This window comes from Streptomyces sp. NPDC088747 (assembly GCF_044751025.1).
Classification (GTDB): domain Bacteria; phylum Actinomycetota; class Actinomycetes; order Streptomycetales; family Streptomycetaceae; genus Streptomyces.
The window spans coordinates 111,913-133,756 of the sequence record NZ_JBIVKZ010000023.1 but is presented as its reverse complement, the minus strand read 5'-3'; the positions used below and the strand labels follow the sequence as shown (position 1 = coordinate 133,756).

Annotated in this window: 17 protein-coding genes and 1 pseudogene; 11 read left to right on the top strand and 7 right to left on the bottom strand. The window is 71.5% G+C overall.

The window, feature by feature from the left end; genetic code table 11:
* Nucleotides 1-35 precede the first annotated feature (35 nt).
* The 3 genes and pseudogenes from ACIP79_RS38250 to ACIP79_RS38240 all read right to left on the bottom strand — a co-directional run bounded on the left by ACIP79_RS38250 (nucleotide 36) and on the right by ACIP79_RS38240 (nucleotide 4,526).
* Entirely contained in the window at nucleotides 36-800 is a 765-nt protein-coding gene (locus ACIP79_RS38250; RefSeq protein ID WP_401231453.1) for an ATP-binding cassette domain-containing protein, read from the bottom strand.
* Nucleotides 797-4,044: pseudogene (locus ACIP79_RS38245) on the bottom strand (ATP-binding cassette domain-containing protein). Before ACIP79_RS38245 ends, ACIP79_RS38250 begins: the two are co-directional and overlap by 4 nt.
* Nucleotides 4,044-4,526: a hypothetical protein gene (locus ACIP79_RS38240; RefSeq protein WP_401231450.1), complete on the bottom strand. Its 483-nt coding sequence runs from the start codon at nucleotides 4,524-4,526 to the stop codon at nucleotides 4,044-4,046. The pseudogene ACIP79_RS38245 and the gene ACIP79_RS38240 overlap by 1 nt, the downstream one beginning before the upstream one ends.
* Before the next feature lie 136 nt (nucleotides 4,527-4,662).
* Here ACIP79_RS38240 and ACIP79_RS38235 point away from each other — a divergent pair, with 136 nt between their 5' ends.
* The 4 genes from ACIP79_RS38235 (at nucleotide 4,663) to ACIP79_RS38220 (ending at nucleotide 8,281) form a co-directional block, all read left to right on the top strand.
* Complete coding sequence (locus ACIP79_RS38235; protein WP_401231448.1) at nucleotides 4,663-5,205, top strand: hypothetical protein; 543 nt, start codon at nucleotides 4,663-4,665, stop codon at nucleotides 5,203-5,205.
* Nucleotides 5,180-6,466, top strand: coding sequence for an ABC transporter substrate-binding protein (locus tag ACIP79_RS38230; protein ID WP_401231445.1), 1,287 nt, complete (start codon nucleotides 5,180-5,182; stop codon nucleotides 6,464-6,466). Before ACIP79_RS38235 ends, ACIP79_RS38230 begins: the two co-directional genes overlap by 26 nt.
* A gap of 252 nt (nucleotides 6,467-6,718) precedes the next feature.
* The gene (locus tag ACIP79_RS38225) at nucleotides 6,719-7,720 is read left to right on the top strand and encodes a helix-turn-helix transcriptional regulator (RefSeq protein WP_401231443.1); all 1,002 of its coding nucleotides are present in this window, start codon (nucleotides 6,719-6,721) and stop codon (nucleotides 7,718-7,720) included.
* A 345-nt stretch (nucleotides 7,721-8,065) separates the two neighbouring features.
* Nucleotides 8,066-8,281, top strand: a complete 216-nt coding sequence (locus ACIP79_RS38220) for an I78 family peptidase inhibitor (protein ID WP_401231440.1) — start codon at nucleotides 8,066-8,068, stop codon at nucleotides 8,279-8,281.
* Between the two features lie 106 nt (nucleotides 8,282-8,387).
* On the opposite strand, the gene ACIP79_RS38215 is transcribed toward ACIP79_RS38220, so the two are convergent.
* Complete coding sequence (locus ACIP79_RS38215; RefSeq protein ID WP_401231437.1) at nucleotides 8,388-9,425, bottom strand: phosphatase PAP2 family protein; 1,038 nt, start codon at nucleotides 9,423-9,425, stop codon at nucleotides 8,388-8,390.
* A gap of 376 nt (nucleotides 9,426-9,801) precedes the next feature.
* Here ACIP79_RS38215 and ACIP79_RS38210 point away from each other — a divergent pair, with 376 nt between their 5' ends.
* A complete protein-coding gene (locus ACIP79_RS38210) occupies nucleotides 9,802-10,677 on the top strand; it encodes a helix-turn-helix domain-containing protein (RefSeq protein ID WP_401231434.1) in 876 nt (291 codons plus the stop codon).
* Between the two features lie 138 nt (nucleotides 10,678-10,815).
* Here the strand turns inward: ACIP79_RS38210 and ACIP79_RS38205 are convergent, their stop codons facing one another.
* Nucleotides 10,816-11,208 (bottom strand): hypothetical protein, encoded by a 393-nt coding sequence (locus ACIP79_RS38205; RefSeq protein ID WP_383683532.1) that lies wholly within the window; start codon nucleotides 11,206-11,208, stop codon nucleotides 10,816-10,818.
* Nucleotides 11,209-11,624: 416 nt separating this feature from the next.
* Between ACIP79_RS38205 and ACIP79_RS38200 the strand changes: the two genes are divergently transcribed.
* Both ACIP79_RS38200 and ACIP79_RS38195 read left to right on the top strand, forming a co-directional pair.
* The gene (locus ACIP79_RS38200) at nucleotides 11,625-13,232 is read left to right on the top strand and encodes an MFS transporter (RefSeq protein WP_401231431.1); all 1,608 of its coding nucleotides are present in this window, start codon (nucleotides 11,625-11,627) and stop codon (nucleotides 13,230-13,232) included.
* A 214-nt stretch (nucleotides 13,233-13,446) separates the two neighbouring features.
* Nucleotides 13,447-14,637 (top strand): acyl-CoA dehydrogenase family protein, encoded by a 1,191-nt coding sequence (locus tag ACIP79_RS38195; protein ID WP_401231430.1) that lies wholly within the window; start codon nucleotides 13,447-13,449, stop codon nucleotides 14,635-14,637.
* 47 nt (nucleotides 14,638-14,684) lie between these two features.
* On the opposite strand, the gene ACIP79_RS38190 is transcribed toward ACIP79_RS38195, so the two are convergent.
* A complete protein-coding gene (locus ACIP79_RS38190) occupies nucleotides 14,685-15,125 on the bottom strand; it encodes a cell division protein SepF (RefSeq protein ID WP_383683526.1) in 441 nt (146 codons plus the stop codon).
* A 290-nt stretch (nucleotides 15,126-15,415) separates the two neighbouring features.
* On the opposite strand from ACIP79_RS38190, the gene ACIP79_RS38185 reads away from it, so the two are divergent.
* Entirely contained in the window at nucleotides 15,416-16,600 is a 1,185-nt protein-coding gene (locus tag ACIP79_RS38185; protein WP_401231426.1) for a DUF5685 family protein, read from the top strand.
* 91 nt (nucleotides 16,601-16,691) lie between these two features.
* Here the strand turns inward: ACIP79_RS38185 and ACIP79_RS38180 are convergent, their stop codons facing one another.
* The gene (locus ACIP79_RS38180) at nucleotides 16,692-17,654 is read right to left on the bottom strand and encodes an ABC transporter substrate-binding protein (RefSeq protein WP_401231424.1); all 963 of its coding nucleotides are present in this window, start codon (nucleotides 17,652-17,654) and stop codon (nucleotides 16,692-16,694) included.
* Between the two features lie 537 nt (nucleotides 17,655-18,191).
* Here ACIP79_RS38180 and ACIP79_RS38175 point away from each other — a divergent pair.
* The 3 genes from ACIP79_RS38175 (at nucleotide 18,192) to ACIP79_RS38165 (ending at nucleotide 21,844) form a co-directional block, all read left to right on the top strand.
* Nucleotides 18,192-19,037: an amino acid ABC transporter permease gene (locus ACIP79_RS38175; RefSeq protein ID WP_401231421.1), complete on the top strand. Its 846-nt coding sequence runs from the start codon at nucleotides 18,192-18,194 to the stop codon at nucleotides 19,035-19,037.
* A complete protein-coding gene (locus ACIP79_RS38170; RefSeq protein WP_401231418.1) occupies nucleotides 19,034-20,860 on the top strand; it encodes an FAD/NAD(P)-binding protein in 1,827 nt (608 codons plus the stop codon). Before ACIP79_RS38175 ends, ACIP79_RS38170 begins: the two co-directional genes overlap by 4 nt.
* A 102-nt stretch (nucleotides 20,861-20,962) precedes the next feature.
* On the top strand, nucleotides 20,963-21,844 hold the full coding sequence (locus ACIP79_RS38165) for an amino acid ABC transporter permease (protein WP_401231415.1): 882 nt from the start codon (nucleotides 20,963-20,965) through the stop codon (nucleotides 21,842-21,844).

Here is a 21,844-nt window from a genome sequence, read left to right as displayed (position 1 = left end):
TTCTCCGGACCGGCTGAGCGTGGGCATGCTGGTGGTCATCCCGAAGGGCTCCGCGGGTGGCGTCCGGACCGCGACCCGGACCCTGTTCGGCCCGCCGGAGGAGACCCGCTCGCCGTCGGTCCGGCCGGTTCCCGTCCCGTCTCGGCCGCCTCTCCGCTGAACACGACCGCGCCGCGCCGCAGTTCATGGACGTACGTCGTCCGGCCGGGCCTCTCGCCCGGACCGGGCCTCTCGCGCAGGCCGGGCGGCAACCGTTGTTCCGCGATGACCACGCAGGCGTCGAGGCCGCCCAGGAGTTCGTACGTCCGCGCCGCGACCGTCGGGGACATGCCCTGGGCGGGCTCGTCGACGAGGATCACGCGTGCGCGGGTCAGCAGGGCGCGGGAGAGGGCGAGCATGCGCTGTTCGCCGCCGGAGAGGGTGCCGGCGCGGCGGGGGAGGAGGGGGAGGAGCCCGGGGTAGGCGTCGAGGGCCGGGGTGAAGTCCTCCCCGGGGGCGGCGAGTTCGAGGTTCTCGCGGACCGTCAGTGAGCCGAAGACGGCCCGGCGCTCGGGGACGAAGCACAGGCCGCGGCGGGCGCGTTCGTAGGCGGGCAGCCGGGTGACGTCGGTGCCGTCCCAGACGACGGCGCCGCCGGACAGGGGTACCGCGCCGGCGAGGGCGCGCAGGGCGGTCGTGCGGCCGGAGCCGTTGCGGCCGAGGAGCACGGTGAGGCCGGGGCCGGGTGCCACCAGGGTCACGCCGTGCAGGGCCTCCAGGGGGCCGTAGCGCACGCGCGCCCGGCGCAGGGCGATGGTCATCCGGCGGTTCCCGTCTCCAGGACGCGGTCGGCGGGTCCGGAGGCGACGATCCGCCCCGCCGCCATCACATGGACCGTGTGGGCGAGGTCGGCGACCAGGTCGAGGTCGTGCTCCACGACGAGCAGGGCCATGCCGTCGGCGGCGAGGGCCCGCAACACGCGGGCGAGGGCGGCCACTTCGCCGTCGTCGAGGCCCGCGGCGGGCTCGTCGAGCAGCAATACCCGGGGACTCCCCGCGAGCGCCCGCGCCAGCTCGACCCGCCTCAGCGTCCCGGTCGGCAGCCCCGCCGCGGGCAGCGTCCGCACCGGCCCGTCGAGCCCGAAGAGCCGCAGCGCCCGCTCCACCGCCCCCGGATCCGGGATCCTCCCCTGCTCGGCGCCCACCCGGACGTTCTCGGCCACCGTCAACGACGGGAAGACCGCCAGCTGTTGGAAGGTCCGCGCCATCCCGAGCCGCGTGCGGACGTGTGCCGGCCGCCGGGTGATGTCACGTTCCCCGAGCAGCACCCGCCCGCCGCCCGGCCGCAACGTCCCGGCGAGACAGTGGAAGAGGGTGCTCTTCCCGGCCCCGTTCGGGCCCACGACAGCGGTGACCCGGCCGGCCCTGACGTCGAGGTCGACCCCGTCGAGGGCGGCGAAACCCCCGTAGGCGACGCGGAGTCCACGGGCGCGGAGGGTGGCGGCCTCCGGGGGCGGGGGAGGCGACCGTCGCGGGGAGCGGGGGCCGCTCCCGGGCTCGTCCGGGGGGCGAGCGGGGGTGCGCGGGTCCTGGGTGGGAGGGTTCCCCGGCGGTGCGGGCGCGTCCGCGGGGACCGGGCCACCGGGTCGGTCGAGTCGCGTTCGTGGGCGGGTTCCCGGCGGTCCGGGTCGGTCGAGTTCTGTCGGTGGGCCGGTGTTGGCCGGCCGCTCGGGTCGGTGGAGCCGCGTTCGTTGGCGGGTGGTGTCCGGCCGCTCGGGTTGGTTGAGTCGCGTTCGTGGGCGGGTTCCCGGCGGTCCGGGTCGGTCGAGCCGCGTGGGTTGGCGGGTCCCCGGCGGTTCGGGTTGGTCGAGTTCTGTCGGTGGGCCGGTGTTGTCCGGACGCCCGGGTCGGTGGAGCCGCGTTCGTTGGCGGGTGGTGTCCGGCCGCTCGGGTCGGTTGCGGCGCGTTCGTGGGCGGGTTCCCGGCGGTCCGGGTCGGTTGAGTTCTGTCGGTGGGCCGGTGTTGTCCGGACGCCCGGGTCGGTCGCGCCGCGTTCGTTGGCGGGTGGTGTCCGGCCGCTCGGGTCGGTCGTGCCGCGTCGGTGGGCGGGGATTGGCAGGAGGCGGTGGTCCCGTCCGTCCGGTACGAGTCGGCCCGTGGTCGGCGGGGTGGCGGTTCCGGCCGGTATCAGCGGGACCGTTCTCCCCGGCGGGACCGGCCGGAGCCGTCGGCGTGCTCGGGCGCCCAGCGGCGTGAGGGTGACCCGGCGGCCCAGGCGCAGACGGGCGGCGGCGGCGCGCAGGGCCTCGTACGGGCCGCCGGGGAAACGGCCGACGAGGACGGCGAGTACGCCGATGAGGGCCGCCGCCACCCCGCCGCGCGCCCCGGCGTCGAGGCCCACGAGCAGGGCCGCGGCGGCGAGCGCGCCGAGCATGCTGTCGGCGCCGAGGACGACGACCGCCGCGAACCAGAGGAGGCCGCGGACGGGGTCGTACGCCGTCGCGTCGAACGCGCGCAGGCCCATGCCGAGCATGCCGCCACCGAGGGCGGCCAGCGCGGCGCCCGCCACGAAGGCGGTGAGTTTCAGGGCCGGGACACGGACTCCCGCCGCCGCCGCGCCCCCCTCGTGGTCCCGCATCGCCGCCAGGGCGCGGCCCGCGCGACCACGGCGCAGCGCACCGGCCGCGAGCAACGCGCAGGCGAGCAGGGCCAGTTCGAGCAGGTAGTACGCGCGGTCGCCGTCGAAGCCCGCCGGGCGGTCGAGGGACAGGCCGGAGACGGCGTAGGGCTGGGCGAAGACGAAGCGGCTGACGCCGACGCCCACCGCGAAGGTGGCCAGGGCGAGCGCCAGGCCGTGTCTGCTGATGGCGGGCCATCCGGTCAGCAGACCGAGAGGGGCGACCAGCAGCACCGCCACCGCCAGCGCGGCCAGTTCCGGCAGTGGGGGCAGGCCGGGGAAGCGGCCCGCCGCGAGCAGAGCGGTGAAGAGGGCGCCGAGACCGGCGTACGCCGACTGCCCGAGCGAGATCTGGCCGCCCCGCCCCGTCACCACGACCAGCGAGAGCAGCACCACGCCCAGCGCGGGGACCTGCACCGACGTGTGCAGGTCCGAGCCCGCGAAGCCCAGGGGCAGCAGGAAGAGGACGACCGCCACGATCCACGCACCCGGAGGCGTCGCCACGCGGGCCGTCGCCGTGCGCGGGAGCGCGTCGCGGGCGCCGATGCCCGGGAGGACGAGGGCCGCGACCAGGAGCGCGACCACGAACAGGTTCGCGCCGACGGCCTGGAGCAGGGGTTCCCCCCAGCCGGACGGGTGCAGCCGGGTCAACTGGCTCTGGCCGACGCCGACGCAGAGCGCCACCACGACCGCCACCGGCAGACTCCGCATCCGGGCGACCACGGCGACCGCGAGCACCTCCATGACGAGCAGGGGCATGCCGTACGGGTCGAGGCGTACGTAGGGAGCCAGGAGTACGCCGGTCAGGCCGGCCGTGAACGAGCCGAACGCCCAGCCCGCCGCGGCCACCCGGTCCGCGTCGATTCCCCCGAGCGCGGCCAGCGGACGGTCGTCGACGACGGCACGCGACTCCTTGCCGACACGCGTCCGGCGCGTCACGGCTCCGACGCCCACCGCCAGCGCGACGGCCACCGCCAACTGCCCCCACGGATCAGCCGACACCAGCGTCGGCGCGTCCGCGCGCGCACCCGTGCCCCACACCAGAGCGGCGCCGCCGACGAGCAGCACGAAGACGCCGATGGACGCGACCAGCGTCTGCGCCGGGTCGCCGCCGAGGACGGCCAGTGGGCGGAAGACGAAACGCTCCAGGGCGACGCCGATCGCAGGGGCCACCAGCAGCAGCGTCACCGCGGCGCCGAGCCAGAGCGGCCAGCCCCACTCGACCGTCAACTGGCGCAGCAGGTACGCGCACACCATCGCGATCGCCCCGTGCGCGAAGTTGAGGACGCCGGTCGCCCGGTGGGTCACGATCAGCCCGATGCCGGTCAGGGCGGCGGCACCGCCGACCGAGAGGCCGGCGAGGGTGAGGTCGTACGTCAGTGACGCCATCAGTCGTCCGGGTCGGCGGCGGACGGTTCGCAGATCGGACACGGACCCAGTTCCCCGCTCGCCAGCAGCAGCGCGTCCACCGGCACGGCCTCCGCCTTCCCGGCGACCAACGGGCAGTCGGCGCGGTGCCACAGCGTGCCGCCCGGCACCGTCAGGAGCTCACCGCTGACGGCCACGGGGGTGGTGGCCGCCTGTCCGGACTCGTCCGCGTCGGCGGGGCCGGCCGCGACCAGGAGTCGGTACAACTCCTCGACGCGCGCCGCCGCCAGCGCGTTCCTGCCGTGGGTGAGCAGTACCGCGGCCGCGATGATGAGCGCCGCGCCGGGGACCGTGCACGACGCCAGGAACGGCAACTGCCGCTCCGCGTACCGCTCCCCGGAGACGCCGTACCAGCCGATCACGCACAACACCGCTCCGGCGGCGAGCGCGGCCCACCCGGCCCACAGGACGGGGTGCACAGTCCGCAGTCGAGCTGTCCGCATCCGGGGCTCCAACACGTCGTGTGTTTTGGTCCGTTGACTGTCCATGTCAGGCAATGGCTTGCACTATGCCTTCTGCAAGCTGACCCTGAAAGCACCGGGCGCACCTGGTCCGGTCCGACACCCGGTGGTGAGCCAGATGGTTCTCGGGAGCGACCTCAGGTGGGGGAACGGCCGGGGGGTGGCGGCGGCGGTTCTGTTGCTGGCCGCGGCCCTCACGGCGTGCAGCGACGAGAGCGGCGGCGATGAGACGAACCCGCCCACCCCCTCCGTGGAACAGTCCGTACGACCCACCAGCGCGGAGCCCAGCCCCGCTGGACCCTCCGACGCCGCCGCGGCCGAGCAGGAGGTCACGGAGAACTGGGAGAAGTTCTTCGACCCGGCCGTCGCCCTGAAGGACAAACAGGCCGTGCTGGAGAACGGCGAGGAGATGGCGCCGGTCCTTGAGGGCTTCAGCGGTGACCAGCGCGGGCAGCAGGTGCAGGCCGAGGTGCAGAAGGTCGAGTTCACCTCGCCGGCCGACGCGAACGTGACGTACTCGCTGATCCTTGAGGGCGCCACCGCGCTGCCGGGTGCCTCCGGAACGGCCGTCGAGCAGGACGGCACCTGGAAGGTGTCCGTGAGCACGCTCTGCGCACTGGTGCAGCTGAGCGGCAATGCCTCGCCGGCGCCGGGCTGTTGAGGTACTCGCCGCGGGTCTGCTGCTCCTGCTGAGCGCGGCCTGCGGCAGCCGCCTCCCCGAGAGCGACTTCGGGAACCGGTCCGCACCCGCCCCGGGCCAAGGCGCCACCCCGATCCGCGTCGGCATCATCACCAGTGTCACCAGCCCCGTCGGCGGCGCCGCCTTCACCGGGCCGCGCGACGGGGCGAAGGCCTACTTCGACCGGCTCAACGCGCGCGGGGGCATCGGCGGGCGGCCGGTGGAGGTGCGGCTGTGCGACGACGGCGGCAGCGGGGTCGGCAACAACGAGTGCGTGCACCGGCTCGTCGACGAGGACGAGGTCGTCGCCCTCGTGGCCACCACCTCCCTCGACTACGCCGGCGCCTCCCGCGTGTCCCGCGCGCGCGTGCCCGACATCGGCGGGCAGCCCATCGGGCCCGCCTACGACACGTATCCGCACCTCTACGGGATCTACGGCAGCCTCGCGCCCCGTGACGGTTCGCCCGGGTGGGACGGCCAGTTGTACGGCGGTACCGAGGTCTACCGCTACTTCAAGCGTGAACAGGGTGCCCGTACGGCCGCCGTGGTCTCCTACAACCAGGCCGCGTCGGCCGCCTACGCCCGGCTCGTCGTCCAGGGACTGAGGGCCGAGGGCTACCGGGTCGTCACCGAACAGGTCGACTTCGCGCTGCCTAACTTCCGGGCGGCCGCGGCCGATCTGAAGGAACAGGGCGCCGACCTCGTCTTCGACGCGCTCGACACGCACGGCAACGCACGGCTCTGCGAGGCCATGGACGACGTCGGTGCCGAGGTCGTCGCCAAGGTGACCAACGTGCAGAACTGGACGTCGGCCGTCGCCACGGACTACGCGGGCTCGCCTCGGTGCCGGAACGCTCTGTGGGCGACCGGGGCTTCCCGGAACCATGCCGATACCGGGGTCGGGGCCGTGCGGGAGTTCCGGGAGGCCACGGAGGGGCTGGAGGTCCATTCTCAGTGGCAGTTGGAGGGGTGGGCCGCCGCGATGTGGTTCTCCGATGCGGCGGAGGCGTGTGTGGGGGAGGGGGTCACTCGGGGATGTGTCGACCGGTTCATGGACCGGGGGGTGCCCTACAGCGCGGGTGGGCTGCTGGTTCCCGTCCGCTTCGAGCGGCGTGCGCAGGCGCCTTCGACGCGTCGGACGTGTGTGTCGGTGGCGCGCTGGGAGGACCACCGGGGCTGGGTCTCCCAGGGGGACATGGACAGCAACTGTTTCGAGGTGCCGCAGCTGGGTTATCGGCCGTGACGGGGTGGGGGTAGCGGGTTTTCGCCCCCTCCGCCCCTTCCCATCCCGTCTCTCGGGGGCTCCGCCCCCGAACCCCCGCTCCTCAAACGCCGGAGGGGCTATTTCTTAGCCTGTCCGGCGTTTGAGGACGAGCGCGTCAGCGCGATGCGGGGGTCTGGGGGCGGCAGCCCCCAGGAACGGGACGGGTAGGGGCGGAGGGGGCGAAGAAGATTGCGGACAGTGGCTGTCCGCAAGGGCTGGCAGACTCGGGGCATGTTGGAGACTTCGGCGCGGCTGCTGCGTCTGCTCTCGTTGCTTCAGGCCCATCGGGAGTGGTCGGGGCCGGACCTGGCGGACAGGCTCGGCGTCACGCCCCGTACGGTGCGCCGAGACGTGGACCGGCTACGGGAGCTGGGCTACCCCGTCAACGCGAGCCCCGGAACGGGCGGCGGCTACCAGCTGGGCGCGGGCGCCGAGCTGCCCCCGCTGCTGCTCGACGACGACGAGGCGGTGGCCGTGGCGGTGGGCCTGCGGACAGCCGCGGGCCAGGGCATCGAGGGCATCGGCGAGACCTCCGTACGCGCGCTGGCGAAGCTGGAACAGGTGCTGCCGCACCGGCTGCGCCGCCGGGTGGGAGCCCTGAACGCGTTCACCGTGCCGATGCTGCGCGGCCCGCAGCCGTCCGCCGTGGACCCGGCGGTGCTCACCGAACTGGCCAACCTCTGCCGGGACGCCGAACGGCTGCGCTTCGAGTACCGCGACCACGAGGGCGCGGTCAGCCGCCGTACCGTCGAACCGCACCGCCTGGTGTGCACCGAGCGCCGCTGGTACCTCGTCGCCTGGGACGTCGACCGCGAGGACTGGCGTACGTTCCGGGTGGACCGGGTCACGCCCACCCCGCCGCACGGACCGCGCTTCACCCCTCGTACGCCACCGGCCGAGGACCTGGCGGCGTACGTCTCCAGGGGCGTCTCCACGCGCGCGTACGCCTCGCACGCCGTCGTCAGGCTGCTGGTGCCCGTGGCGGAGGCCGCCGAGCGGATCTCGCCCTCCGCCGGGACGCTGGAGGCGGAAGGGGAGGACAGCTGCGTCCTGCGCACCGGGGCCGCGAACCTGGACGTGATGGTGCTTCACGTGATGATGACGGGCCTGGAGTTCGAGGTGCTCGAACCCGCCGAGCTCACCGGGGCGATCAGGACGGCGCGGGACCGGCTGTCCCGGGCTCTGGATCGGGCCGACGAGCCGGGGACACCGCCGCGTACGGCACTGTCGTGAAGTTGTGCGGGCCGCATGCGGGGGTTGTGTGCTGGAACCGTGTATTTCCTATGCGGTGTCAGCTTCCGGGGCGCCTACGGGAATCGGAATGAATAGGCCCGCCGCACCGGCGGATCAACCCATTCCATTGGGCTGACCGATGGGCTGTCCTAGGCGGCGACACCGCGGTCCAGAATTACGTTCGAAGGTGTGCGAAACGCGCGCCGTACCCCTCGTACGAGTGACGGAGTTAGGCCGAAACGGTTACTGCGATTCTGTGACAGAAGTGTGACCGCGGGGGGATAAGCGGCGCGTGGTGAGGGGTCGGGCTTCCCCGGTGGCGAAGGGCCGCCTAACGTGGCGTTCATGGCACCCATTCCCACTCCTCCCGCGGAGCCTCAGGACAGCACGGAACCCTATGTCGGGCTGGAGGCGAGCAGCGCGGAGCACCGGGCCAGGGAACACGGCTGGTCCACGGTGCGCTCGCTGCCGCCCGGCGCGATCATCACCATGGAGTACCGCGCGGGGCGGCTGAACTTCGAGGTCAGCGACGGCAGGGTGACCCGCTGCTGGAAGGGCTGACGGCGCCGCCGACGTGATGTGCGAAGGCCCCCGGCTCGTCAGGATCCGGGGGCCTTCGCGGTGCGGGGAGAGGCTGTGCGTACCGTCCCGCGGTTCTGGGTGTTCCTCAGGGCCCCGTCACGGGGCGGGCCGAGGTGTTCGTCGGCGTGCGCGGCGCGCGGTCCGGCTGCGGCGGGCGGCGGCTGCCGACCGGGGTCACGGGCGTGCGCTCGGAGCGTGCCGCGTGCGGACCGGGAGCCATCGTGCCCGCTGCCCGCGGCGCACGGGAGCCCGTCGCCTCGTGGGCCGGCGAGTCCCCCTCGACGAGGGTGGGCTGCGTGACCATGACGGGTGCGCCCGCCGGGGCCGGGGCGGGGGAGCCCGCCGATGCGGGCGCGGGGCGGGCGCGACGGGCACGCCAGGTGTCGCGCAGGCCGAAGATCCATACCTCGGCGCGGGCGATCAGCGGCTCGAACCAGGGCAGCGCCAGCAGGATCAGCAGACCCGCGGCCCAGCCCAGGACCACGTCGCTCAGCCAGTGGGTGCCGAGGTAGACGGTGGTCAGGCCGACGCCCAGGGAGACCACCGCGGAGACCGCGGACAGCCAGCGCCTGGCCTGCGGGGTCGAGGCCAGATAGGCGAGGATTCCCCAGGTCACAACGGCGTTCGCGGTATGACCGGACGGAAATATATCGCCGCCGAGCCACATCTCGTTCGAGCCGACCGTGGTCGCGTAGTGCGGGCCGAGGCGGCCCATGCCGATCTTGGCGGCACCGACCGTGATGTTCAGCAGCAGCAGTGAGGCCCCCAGCGTGAGCAGGGGACGCAGGGTGTGCTGCCGCCAGGACCGCCAGCCCAGCCACGCGGTGACCATCACCGCTGTAGGGCCGCGCTGGCCGAGCACCACGTAGTAGTCGAGGAAGGCGTGGATCTCCGACCACTGCTGGTAGGGGCGGAAGAACATGACCTGCCAGTCCAGCCGGACCAGCCATGAGGTGATCACGACGGCCCACACGATGGCCACGTAGAAGGCCAGGGTCGCGGTGAAGAGCACGACCCTGTGCCGGTTCATGACCGGCACATCGATGTGGGCCGGGCGTTCCGGCTCGCGGTCCAGCCGGGCGAAGACCCGCTCAAGACGAGTCAGCAATCGTTTGGTACGCACTCAATCGACGTTACAGCGAGTGAGCTGTGTTCCAGGTCGATTCACTCGCTTTGTGATGACGATGTGATGTGGGATTCCTCTCAGGATGATGTCAATTTCCAATGAATCGCTTATCCGCCATGGCTGAACCCTTCAATTCCATTGATCAGGTGTGAGTTCGATTTGCGGTTCTTATATTTCCGTTCACCTGAAGATTGGGTGAAATTATCCGTCCGCTCACCCGGCGTCACGGAGTCGATCATGGAAGACGGGGGGTCGGCTCCCGCTTCGGGGTCCCCGGGGTGAAGCCCAGGGAGTAATTAGGTGGACATGTCATGTACTGCCCATGAAGTATGGGTGTCGACCAGGTTTCGGAGGGGAAACGTACGGGGGCAAGATGATCAAGAAGGTGTTCCGCGCCGACCTGCCGTTATCGGTGCTGGACCTGGGCTCGATGGACGTCACGGAGCTGACCTGCCCGCCGTCCGAGGTGCGGCGTACGCCGAGGCTGACCCGGCACGCGCATCCCAGGCTGTGCTCGGTGGTGTTCGCCCAGTACGGGGGAGTGAGAGTGACGCAGGTCGGACGGGAGGCGGTACTGGGCGCGCGGGACTTCGCGCTCTGCGACGGGTCCCGGCCGTTCGGCGTGCGGCCGGCCGGCCGCGGCAGGGCCACGGTGGTGCGGGCCCATGTGCCCCGCGCGATGCTCCCGCTCTCGGCCCCGGAGATAGACCGCTTACTGGTGACGCGCCTGTCGGGACAGGAGGGGACCGGAGCACTGTTCACCCGGTTCCTCAGCGGCGTGGCCGCGGACTGCGACTCCTACCGGCCCGCGGACGTCGCCCGGCTGAGCGCGGTGGGCCTGGACCTGCTCGCCGCCGCGCTCGCCCATCACGCCGACACCGACGCCCAGGCACCGGACGAGTCCGTCCGCCGTGGTCTGCTGCTGAGCGTGGAGGCCTTCGTCCGCGAGCACCTGCACGACCCTGACCTCTCCGCGCGGACCGTCGCCGCCGCCCATCACATCTCCGTGAGCTACCTGCACCGTCTTTTCAGGACCCGCGGCACCACGGTCGCGGCGCTGATCCGCCGCCACCGCCTCGAAGGCGCCCGCAGGGACCTGACGGATCCACGGCTGCGGGAGGTTCCGGTGCACCAGATCGCCGCCCGCTGGGGCTTCAAGGGGCACGCCGCCTTCACCCGCACCTTCCGTACCGCCTACGACATCGTGCCCAGCCACTACCGCCGCCGGGCCCTCGGCCTTCCCGCATAGCCTCTCGGCCCGCCGGGTGCCGAGGAGTGCCCGCCGGTTGCGGAAGAGCTTCCGGCGGGCCGGAGGCACACACGCGGAAGTACCGGCGGCGCTTCCGCGCCGCCGGTACCACGTCAGGTCAGCCGCTCAAGGCCGCTGTCAGCCCGCCCACACTGCGCTGTCGCAGTAGGAGTCACCGCTGGTCTTGTGCAGACAGATCTTGAACGTGTACGCCGTGCCCTCGGCGAGGTTGTAGACGCCGCCGTTACTGGCGCTCACCGTCTTGCTGGTGCCCGCGGTGCCGGCCTGGACCGTGTACCGCGTCGTTCCGTTCGGGTTGTAGACGAACAGCTTGGCGGCGTACCCGTCCGCCTCCAGGTCGTCGACCCTGACGATGTCGCCGCCCGCGGTGAACTGGACCCGGCCGCCCGGGTCGCCGTCATCGGTGTGCATCTCGTGATCCACGGCGAGGGCGGGACTGCCCGCGGTGAGCAGGAGCCCCACGGCCGCGACGGGCGTTCCGACCAGGGTAAGAATTCGCTTTGCTCGCATGTGCACTCCTCTTCAGGACGATTCCAAGGTCAGGACGCCGGAACCACCTGGCGTCCGTTGCTCCGCCAGCCTTTCGTTATCTCCCCGGAGGAGTCGTTAGCGGCAAGTGGACGGTCCTGTGCATGGAGTCGACAGTGGGGACGGGTGCGCCGCCAGGTGCGTACGACCACGAGCTGTCACCCGGAACCGGTCGCCCCGGAAGGGCTAGCTTGGATACGGGGGAACGTGGCGTACGACACACCCTGCTGGAAGCAACGTGAGAGGTCCGCCACGCGTCAGTGGCCGGAACTCGCGTACGCTGACGGCTCACTCGCCTTTGTTGCGTGGGCCGGGACTCCGCTCTCCCAGGCCGCAGCCGCAGGGAGTCCCCACCCCGCGGTCCCGCCGAACGCGAGGGAACATCTGGGAGGTAGTGCATGTCCGGGACGACTACGGCCGCTGCGCGATGCCGTCGGGAGACCGGAGCCGGTGCCAACCGCTGGGTCGTCCTGGTCGTCCTCTGCGTCAGCCTGCTCCTGGTCGCCCTCGACGCCACCGTCCTGCATGTCGCGGTGCCCGCCGTCACCGAGGACCTCAGGCCCGGCGGGATAGAGCTCCTCTGGATCGTCGACGTCTACCCGCTCGTCTGCGCCTCGCTCCTCATTCTCTTCGGCACGCTGGGCGACCGCGTCGGCCGCCGCCGGATCCTTCTCCTCGGCTACTCGCTGTTCGGTGTCGCCTCCGGACTCGCGGCCTTCTCCGACAGCGCGCACATGCTCATCGGCGCGCGCGCCCTGCTCGGCGTCGGCGGCGCGATGATCATGCCCGCGACGCTCTCCATCCTCCGGCAGGTCTTCCCCGACCGGCGGGAACGGGCGCTCGCCATCGGGATCTGGAGCGCCGTGGCCGCCGTCGGCGCGGCGGTCGGGCCGCTGCTGGGCGGATTCCTGCTGGAGCACTTCTGGTGGGGCTCCGTCTTCCTCGTCAACATCCCGCTGATGCTGGTCAGCCTGCCCATCGGACGGCTGCTGCTGCCCGAGTCGAAGGGCGACGGCAAGGGACCCTGGGATGTCGTCGGCGCGCTGATGGGTGCCGCCGCGCTCTTCGGCCTCGTCCTCGGCGTGAAGCGGCTCGGCGGCGGCGAGGCGCCCTTCAGCCCGTTCACCCTGGTACCGCTGCTGGCCGGCGCGGCGCTGATGGTGGCCTTCGTACGACGACAGCGGCGGCGCGAGCATCCGCTGGTCGATCTGCGGATGTTCTCCCGGCCCGCGTTCAGTACGTCCGTCTGCTGCATCGTGCTCGCCATGCTCGCCCTGGTCGGGCTTGAGCTGATCGCCGCCCAGTACCTCCAGCTCGTGCTCGGGCTCTCGCCGCTGGAGACGGGGCTGCGGCTGCTGCCGCTCACCGTCGCCGCGATGGCGGCGGGGCTGGCCGGCGCGAAGCTGCTGCGACGGTTCGGGCCGCGCGCGATGGTCTGCTCCGGCTTCTGCGTCACCGCCGCCGCCGTGATCACGCTCCTCCCGATGGGCGGGCGGGACAACACGGGGCTGCTGCTCTTCGGGTTCGTGCTGCTCGGCTTCGGCCTGGAGATGACCCTCTTCGGGGCCTACGAGTCGATGCTCAGCGAGGCGCCGCCGGCCCAGGCGGGCGGGGCGGCCGCGATCGGGGAGACCTCCTATCAGCTGGGCGCGGGCATCGGCATCGCGCTGCTGGGGAGCGTGATGAACGCGGCGTACACGCCCCGGCTGTCGTCGGTTCCGGGGGTTCCGGCCTCCGATTCCAAGGCGGCGGGGCACTCGCTGGGAGAGGCGTACGAGGTCGCCGCGCGGCTCGGGGGGCATCCCGGCGCGGTCCTGCGGCAGGTGGCTCGGGACTCCTTCGTGCATGGGCTGCATGTGACGCTGCTGGTCAGTGCGGGGCTGCTGCTCCTCGGGGCGGTCATGGCGCTGCGGCTGCCGCGGGTCATGGAGTGCGAGGCGCCTGCGGCGGGCTCGGCGGAAATTCCGGCGCCCCGGGAAGTGGCGTCGTCCCGCGTCTCCGTGTAGTTCTCCCGCCCGCGCACCGCCGGTGCGGCCCCGACAACAAGTGCGGGTCTCCCGTGGGGGTCGCCCGCCGTGCGCGGCCGCGAGTTCGTGGGTCGGTCGGCCGCCGTCCGCGGCTGTGGGTTCGTGGGGCGCTGGACGTGCGGGACACCGCGTCGTAACGTCGGCGCACCAGTCGTAACTAGCGGTGCTAGTTTCAGAGTCCCGGAGGCTGTGCATGTCCGCGTCCTCGAAGTTGCCCCCCTTCGACCCGGCCGACCCGCTGGGTCTCGACGATCTGCTGGACGCGGAGGATCTGGCGGTCCGCGACACCGTGCGGGCCTGGGCCGCGGACCGGGTGCTGCCGTACGTCGCCGAGTGGTACGAGAAGGGGGAGCTGCCCGGAATCCGGGAGCTGGCGCGGGAGTTGGGCGGGATCGGGGCGCTCGGGATGTCGCTTCAGGGGTACGGGTGCGCGGGCGCCTCCGCCGTGCAGTACGGGCTGGCCTGTCTGGAGCTGGAGGCTGCCGACTCCGGCATCCGGTCGCTCGTGTCGGTGCAGGGATCCCTCGCGATGTACGCCGTCCACCGGTTCGGGTCGGAGGAGCAGAAGCAGCGGTGGCTGCCCGGCATGGCCGCCGGTGAGGTGATCGGATGCTTCGGGCTCACCGAGCCCGACCACGGATCCGACCCGGGCTCCATGCGGACGTACGCCAAGCGCGACGGCGGGGACTGGGTCCTCAACGGCCGGAAGATGTGGATCACCAACGGGTCGGTCGCCGGTGTCGCCGTGGTGTGGGCGCAGACCGACGAGGGGATCCGCGGATTCGTCGTGCCCACCGACGTGGCCGGGTTCTCCGCCCCCGAGATCAAGCACAAGTGGTCGTTGCGCGCCTCCGTCACCAGCGAACTGATCCTGGACGACGTACGGCTGCCCGCCGACGCCGTGCTGCCGGAGGTCACCGGGCTGAAGGGGCCGCTGGCGTGTCTGTCGCACGCGCGGTACGGGATCGTGTGGGGTGCGATGGGCGCAGCGCGGGCCAGTTTCGATGCCGCGGTCGAATACGCCAAGACGCGTGAGCAGTTCGGGCGGCCCATCGGCGGCTTCCAGCTCACCCAGGCCAAACTCGCCGACATGGCGGTCGAACTGCACAAGGGGATCCTGCTCGCCCACCACCTCGGGCGGCGCATGGACGCGGGGCGGCTGCGCCCGGAGCAGGTCAGCTTCGGCAAGCTCAACAATGTGCGGGAGGCGATCGAGATCTGCCGGACCGCGCGTACCGTTCTCGGCGCCAACGGCATCTCGCTCGAATACCCGGTGATGCGGCACGCCACGAACCTGGAGTCGGTGCTCACCTATGAGGGCACCGTCGAAATGCACCAACTCGTGCTGGGCAAGGCGCTCACCGGACTCGATGCCTTCCGGTAGACCCGTGAGGGGCCCCGGGCGAGGCAGGGCCGGTGAGCGGCCCTGCCTCAGCTCTGGTTGAAGAAGCCGTCGGTCGGACGGCTCGCGGCCTCGCCGCTGACGATCTCCGTGTTGGCAGGGGTCAGCAGGAAGACGCGGGTGGCGACCCGCTCGATGGTGCCGCGCAGGCCGAAGGTCAGGCCGGCCGCGAAGTCCACCACGCGCTTGGCGTCGGCGGGCTCCATGGACGTGAGGTTGATGATGACCGGGATGCCGTCCCGGAAGAGTTCGCCGATTCCGCGTGCGTCCCGGAAGCTGTCCGGGGTGACCGTGCCGATCCGGCGGCCCTTCTCCTCGGCCGTCTCGGAAGCGACCTTCACACGAGGGTCGGTGACCCAGGCATCTCCGGTCTCCTGGTTCTCGGCGTAGTTGTCGTCGTCGTAGTAACGCTCGTCATCGTTGTCGTCGACGAGGCCAAGCCAGGCACTCGCCTTGCGCACCGATCCCATGGACGCCTCCTCTCACAGCGGTCTTTCTTGCTTTCCGCATCCCCATGGTCGTCCATGATGCGGATGTAGCGCCAAGGGGATAGACGCCGCGCGGGGGTTTCGTGACGGTACTGGTGCACAGCGAATTCGTCGAGAGCCCGCGTTTCCCAAGGGTCCTGCTGTGCACGGCTGCTGACTGAGAGTGAAATATGATTCTCAACGGCGTTCGGGTGACGGATGGTGCGTACGGGTGAACGAGGTGGTCGATACGATGCCGCAGCTCAACTTCGTACGCATCACGGGGGAGTGTCGTGTTCGGGATTGTGAGGCCTTGCGCCCATCGCCTCGGTGAAGGACTCAAGACGCAGTGGATGGCGCATTTGTGCGGGCTGTGCCTCGCGCTGCGCGGGGACCACGGTCAGTTCGCCAGGGTCGTCACCAACTATGACGGCTTGCTGGTATCGGTTCTGACGGAGGCTCAGGCCGAACGTGCCACGGGGTGGCGGCGTACGGCGGGGCCCTGTCCGTTGCGCGGTATGCGCACGGCGTCCGTCGCGCAGGGCGAGGGTGCGCGGCTCGCCGCCGCCGTCTCGCTGGTGCTGGCCTCGGCCAAGGTGCGCGACCACGTGGCCGACGGGGACGGGCTGTTGGCGCGCAGGCCGGTTGCGCTCGCCGCTCGCCGGGTCGCCAGGAGCTGGGGGCGCGCGGGTGCGCGTACCGGCGCGGACGTCGGATTCGACACCGCGGTGCTGGTCGACGCGGTGGACCGGCAGCTCGGTGTGGAGGCGCTGGCCGGGCTCGGGACGCCGCTGCTGACCGTCACCGAGCCGACCGAGACGGCGACCGCAGCGGCCTTCGCGCACACCGCCGTGCTCGCCGGAAGGCGGGGCAACGCGGTACCGCTCGCCGAGACCGGACGGCTCTTCGGACGGCTCGCGCATCTCCTGGATGCCGTGGAGGACCGGGAAACTGACGCCGCGTCGGGCGCGTGGAACCCGCTCACGGGGACCGGGACGCCGCTCACCGAAGCCCGTCGGCTCGCCGACGACGCGCTGCACGGCATACGGCTGGCGCTGCGCGAGGTGGAGTTCACCGACGGCAGGCTGGCGCACATCCTGCTCGCGCACGAACTGCGCAACTCCGTGGACCGCGCCTTCGGTACGAGCTCGTGCGGGCACCGGGTGGACGTATACGGTCCGCCGCCGACGGGACCGTACGCGCCGCCCGGCGGCCCGGGTGGACCGCCGTTCCCTCCGGAACCGCCGCGCCGCGACCGCCGCGGGCTCCTCGCGGGCTGTCTGGTGTGGGCGGGGCTGGCCTGTACGTGCCAGATGTGCTGCGGCGAGTTCGAGGACCCGTGGAGCCGGCAGCGCAGGGACGGGCTCTGCAGCCAGAGCGACTGCGACTGCAGTGGATGCGGAGACTGCTGCCAGTGCTGTGACTGCTGCGGCAAGTGCTGCGAAGGGTGCGACTGCGGGTGTGACTGTGGCTGCTGACGGGCGTGTCTGCGGCTGGTGACGAGGCGCCGGGGTGCCGTCCCGCCGCCTGTGCAGGACGGCAGCCCGGGGTCGGAGGTGGACGTCCGTCTCAGTCCTTGATCTCCGGCGGGGAGATCTCCGACTTCTCGATCTCCGAGCCGGTCGTACCCCACTTCTTGAGGATCCTGTCGTACGTCCCGTCGGCTATCAGCCGGTTCACCGCGGCCTGGAAGGCGGGCGCCAGCTCGGTGCCCTTCTTGAAGGCGAAGCCGACGTCGAGGCGGTGGTACTCGCTGAGGAACTTCACGCCCTCCTGGTGGGCGACCGCGTAACGCAGGCCGTTGATCGTGCTCATCACGATGTCGCTGCGGCCCTGTTGCAGCGAGGACCAGATCGCGCCCTGCTCGCTGTACGTCTGCACCTTGTAGGCGTCCTCGCCCGCGTCCGTGCAGACCTTCTTGTTGTCCTCCAGCGTCGCCTCGAAGGTCGTGCCCGCGGCGGTCGCCACGTTCAGACCGCACAGCTGCTTCAGATCGGTGATCTTCGTCAGCTTGCTGTCGTCGCGGGTGGCGAAACCCTGGCCGTCGTTGATGTAGGTGACGAAGTCGATGGTGGCGCGACGCTCGTCGGTCACACCGAAGTTGCCGATCCCGAGGTCGTACTTGCCGCTGTCGAGGGCCGGCAGGATCGCCTCGAAGCTCGCTGCCTGGTAGTGCAGTTCGATGCCGAGGGTCTTGGCGACCGCGTTCGCGAAGTCGACGTCCTGTCCCGCGAGCGTCTTGCCGTCCTGCAGGTAGGCGGTGCCGGGCGGCTGGCCGGAGACGCTGACGGCGATGTCGAGGCCGCTGACGCCGGAGGGCAGCAGTTTCGCCGCCGCCGGGTCCTCCTTGACGGCCGAGACCACGTCGGTCGTCGGGATTCCGTCGCTGTTGACCGCGGCCTGGGCGCCGGTTCCGCCGGCGCCCGTGCTCTCCGGGTCACCGGAACCGCAGGCCGTGAGCAGCAGAGCCGCGGAGGTTACCAGGGCGAAAGGTATGAAACGGCGACTTCGGGGTCGCGAAAGCGTACTCATGGCGTACGGATCTCCTGAGCAGGCGGAGGCAGGGGGAGGCGTGTGGAAGCGGGCGGAGGCAGGCGGAAGCCGGGCAGGCGAGAGCGGGCAGGCTGAAGGCTGCGGGGAGCTGGGCTCAGTGCGCGAGGGGGGCGCGGAGAACGCGTGTGAAGGCGTGGGCGACGGTGCTCGGAAGGCACCGGGAAAACGCAGAAGGCGCCCGTCGGACAGGGCGCCGGAGGTCAGCTCAACAGGAAGAGGACCACACTCGACCGAAGTCGATGTGGGAGCGCGTGACCAGCCACTGCTGCGAGTGCATGGGCCAAGTGGAACAGGCATCCGTTTCCGCGTCAACTGACCTGAGACGTACGGCTCACAGTGTGGACACCCTTGACAACGAAGGGAATCGCGGCCGTACTCTCGTCGGACGGCCATGCTGAGGGGCTCGGCCGTGGGACGTCCTCGCGACGACTCGTGTGGCCCGCCCGGTCCTGGTGACCGTACGGCCTCGTGTGAAGGCACCACCGTGTTCGACTCGACGCATCACGGAGCCTTCGCATGTCGTCCGACACCCTCACCAAGGTGGCCGCACCGGAAGACGCGGCGCCCCCGCGCATCGTCCCGCAGCGCCGTCTCGGCCAGTGGACCGCCGCCGTCGTCGTCCTGGTCCTGCTCGGGCTCGCCCTCAACTCCGTGGTGCGCAACGACGCCTTCCAGTGGGACGTCGTGGGCGACTACTTCACCACCGCCGCGGTGCTGCGCGGGCTCTGGCTCACCCTCTGGCTGACCGTGCTCGTCATGGTGCTCGGCTTCGCCCTCGGGACCCTGCTCGCCGCGTTCCGGCTCTCCGCCAACCCCGTGCTGAGGGCGGTGAGTTGGGGATACGTCTGGCTGTTCCGGTCGATGCCGATCCTGGTGCAGCTGCTGTTCTGGTTCAACATCGGAGTGCTGTACCCGGAGATCCTCGGGATCAGGACGGTGAACCTGCTCGGCCCGGTCACCGTCGCCATCATCGGCCTCACCCTGCACGAGGCCGCGTACGCCGCCGAGGTGGTGCGCGGCGGCATCCTCTCCGTCGACCGCGGTCAGATCGAGGCCGCGCAGGCGCTCGGGCTGAGCCGGTGGCGCCGCTGGTGGAGGATCGTGCTGCCGCAGGCGATGCGCTCCATCGTGCCGCCGGCCGGGAACATGCTGATCGGCACCCTCAAGGGCACCTCCATCGTCAGCGTCATCGCCGTGCAGGACCTGCTCTACTCCGTCCAGCTCGTCTACCACCGCACCTACCAGGTCATGCCGTTGCTCATGGTGGCCACGCTCTGGTACGTCGTCGTCACCTCGGTGCTCAGCGTCGGCCAGTACTACGTGGAGCGGCACTACGCGCGCGGTTCGGAGCGCACCCGATGAGCGCCGGACGGCCCGCCCTGGTGATCGTCGGCGCCGGGCCGCGCGGCACCGGCCTCCTGGAGCGGATCGCCGCCAACCTGCCTGAGCTGTACGGCGGTTCGGGCGCGGCGGGAGGCGAGGGCGCCGGGGGGACAGGGGGAGTCGCGGGCGCCGGGGACGACCCGGGGTTCGACATCCATCTCGTCGACCCCCATCCGCCGGGCGGCGGACGCATCTGGCGCGAGGAGCAGTCGCCGCTCCTGTGGATGAACTCGCAGGCCCAGGACGTCACCATGTTCACCGACGAGACGGTGGCCATGGACGGACCGGTGGTCGAGGGCCCCACGCTGCACGAATGGGCGGACCTCGACGGACGCGTCTTCGCGGACCGGCAGCGCCAGGGCGGCTACCTGCGCTGGGTGTACGAACGGACCGTGGACGCCCTGCCGCCGGGCATCCGGGTGCGGCACCACCGGCGCCGTGCCCTGCGCGTCGAAGGACCGCGCGGAGGCCGCCAGCAGGTGTGGCTCGAAGGCGTGGCCCGGCCGCTCGCCGCAGACCTCGTGGTCCTCACGCTCGGCCACCTCGACGCCGAACCCGACGATGAGCAACGGGACTTGGCGGCGTACGCGGAGCGGCACCACCTGGTGCACCTGCCGCCTGACTTCACCGCCGACAGCGACCTCTCCGCGCTGGAGGCGCGCGAACCGGTGCTGGTGCGCGGCTTCGGACTCGCCTTCGTCGACCTGATGGTGCTGCTGACGGAGGGGCGTGGCGGACGGTACGAGGGCGACACGTACATCCCGTCCGGGCGCGAGCCGATCATGTACGTCGGCTCGCGGCGCGGGGTTCCCTACCACTCCAAGATCGGTTACGACTGGGAGGGCGAACGGCCGCCGCTGCCACGGTTCCTGGGGCCCGCCGAGATCGACGGACTGCTGGCGCGGCCGGACGGGTTCGACTTCCGGCGGGACGTCCAGCCGCTGATCGAGAAGGAACTGGGGTTCGCGCACTACCACCGGCTGTTCGCGGCCCACTCCGAGCGCACGCGGATGGCCTGGACGGACTTCGAGGAGAAGTACGCCGCCGCCGACTCCGCCGAGATCCAGGCACTGGTGGCGTCCGCCGTGCCGGATCCGGGCGACCGGCTCGACCTCGCGGCCCTCGACCATCCGCTGGACGACGTGCGGTTCACGTCGTCCGAGGAGCTTCAGGCGGGCCTGCGCGCGTACATCGAAGAGGACCTGACACGCCGTCATGATCCGGCCGGCAGCCCGGATCTGGCCGTCTTCCTCGGGCTGCTCTCCGTATACGGTCAGCTGGTCAGGCTCGGTGACATCGGCCCGTGGTGGCACGGCTTCTTCAGCTGTCTCGCGTCGGGGCCGCCCGGACCCCGGCTGCGGCAGCTGCTCGCCCTGTCGCGGGCCGGGATCCTGAGGTTCGTGGGCGCCGACATGACCGTCACCGCCGAGGACGGCGTCTTCCGGGCCCACAGCGCCACCGCGCCCGGCGTGAGTGTCGAGGCCCGCGCGCTCGTCGAGGCGCGGCTGCCGCACCCCACGGTCGAGCGCACCTGTGACCCGCTGCTGCGCCGGCTGTACGCGGAGGGCGCCGCCGCCACTCCCGAGGGGCTGCTCGCCGTGGACCCCGTCGACAGCAGGGTCCTGGACCGCTCCGGCACCCCGCATCCCCGGCGTTTCGCGCTCGGTCCGCACACCGACGCGCGCGGCTCGGGGGCGTTCACCCGGCCGCGTACCGGCGGTCCGGCCTTCCGGCAGAACGACGCGGCCGCGCGTGCGGCGCTGGCGTTCCTGCGCGCGCTCTCCTGTCGGGCCGCGGCCTGAAGCTCCGAGCACGACGCGCTCACCACCCGGCTCTCCGCCCCCGGTCCGCCGTACCCGCCCGGCGTTCCGCCCACGTCCCCCTCCTGCCTCCGAGGAACCCTCATGTCTCTGACCAGTGATCCACCCCGCGCCAGAACGGCCTCCGAACCGGAGGACCTGGGTGCGCTCAAGGTCGTGCCGGTCCGCCACCCCTGGCGGTGGGCGGCGGTCGTCGTGACCGCTGTGCTGCTGGCGCAGTTCGCGCACGGGCTCGCCACCAACGCCGGCTGGGAGTGGGAGGTGTTCGCCGACTACATAACGGCGGACGTGGTCCTCAAGGCCGTCTGGGTCACCATCCAACTGACCTTCTACGGGACGGCGTTGGGCTTCGCGCTCGGTATCGTGCTGGCCTTCATGCGACTGTCGGCGAGCCCGTTCCTGAAGGGCGTGGCCTTCGCCTACATCTGGGCGTTCCGCTCGATCCCGCTGATCGTGCAACTGCTCTTCTGGTTCAACCTCGCCTACCTCTACCAGGAGTTGCGGTTCGGCATCCCGTTCGGGCCCGGCTTCTTCTCCTTCCCCACGATGGACCTGGTCGGGGCCATGAGTGCCGCCGTGCTCGGGCTCGCGCTGCACCAGGCGGCCTATGCGGCGGAGATCGTGCGCGGCGGCGTACTGGCCGTGGACGGCGGGCAGTTGGAGGCCGCCGCCGCGCTCGGCATCCCCCGGCTGCGGCAGATCCGGCGGATCGTGCTGCCGCAGGCGATGCGGTCGATCCTGCCGAACGCCGCCAACGAGGTGATCTCCCTCTTCAAGGGCACCTCGATCGTCTCCGTGATGGCGATCGGCGAACTCTTCTACCAGGTCCAGGTGATCTACGGCCGCAACGGCCGGGTCGTGCCGCTCCTGATGGTCGCCACCGCCTGGTACATCCTCCTGACCACGGTGCTCTCGATCATCCAGTACTACGTCGAACGACACTTCGCGAAGGGGACCACCCGATGA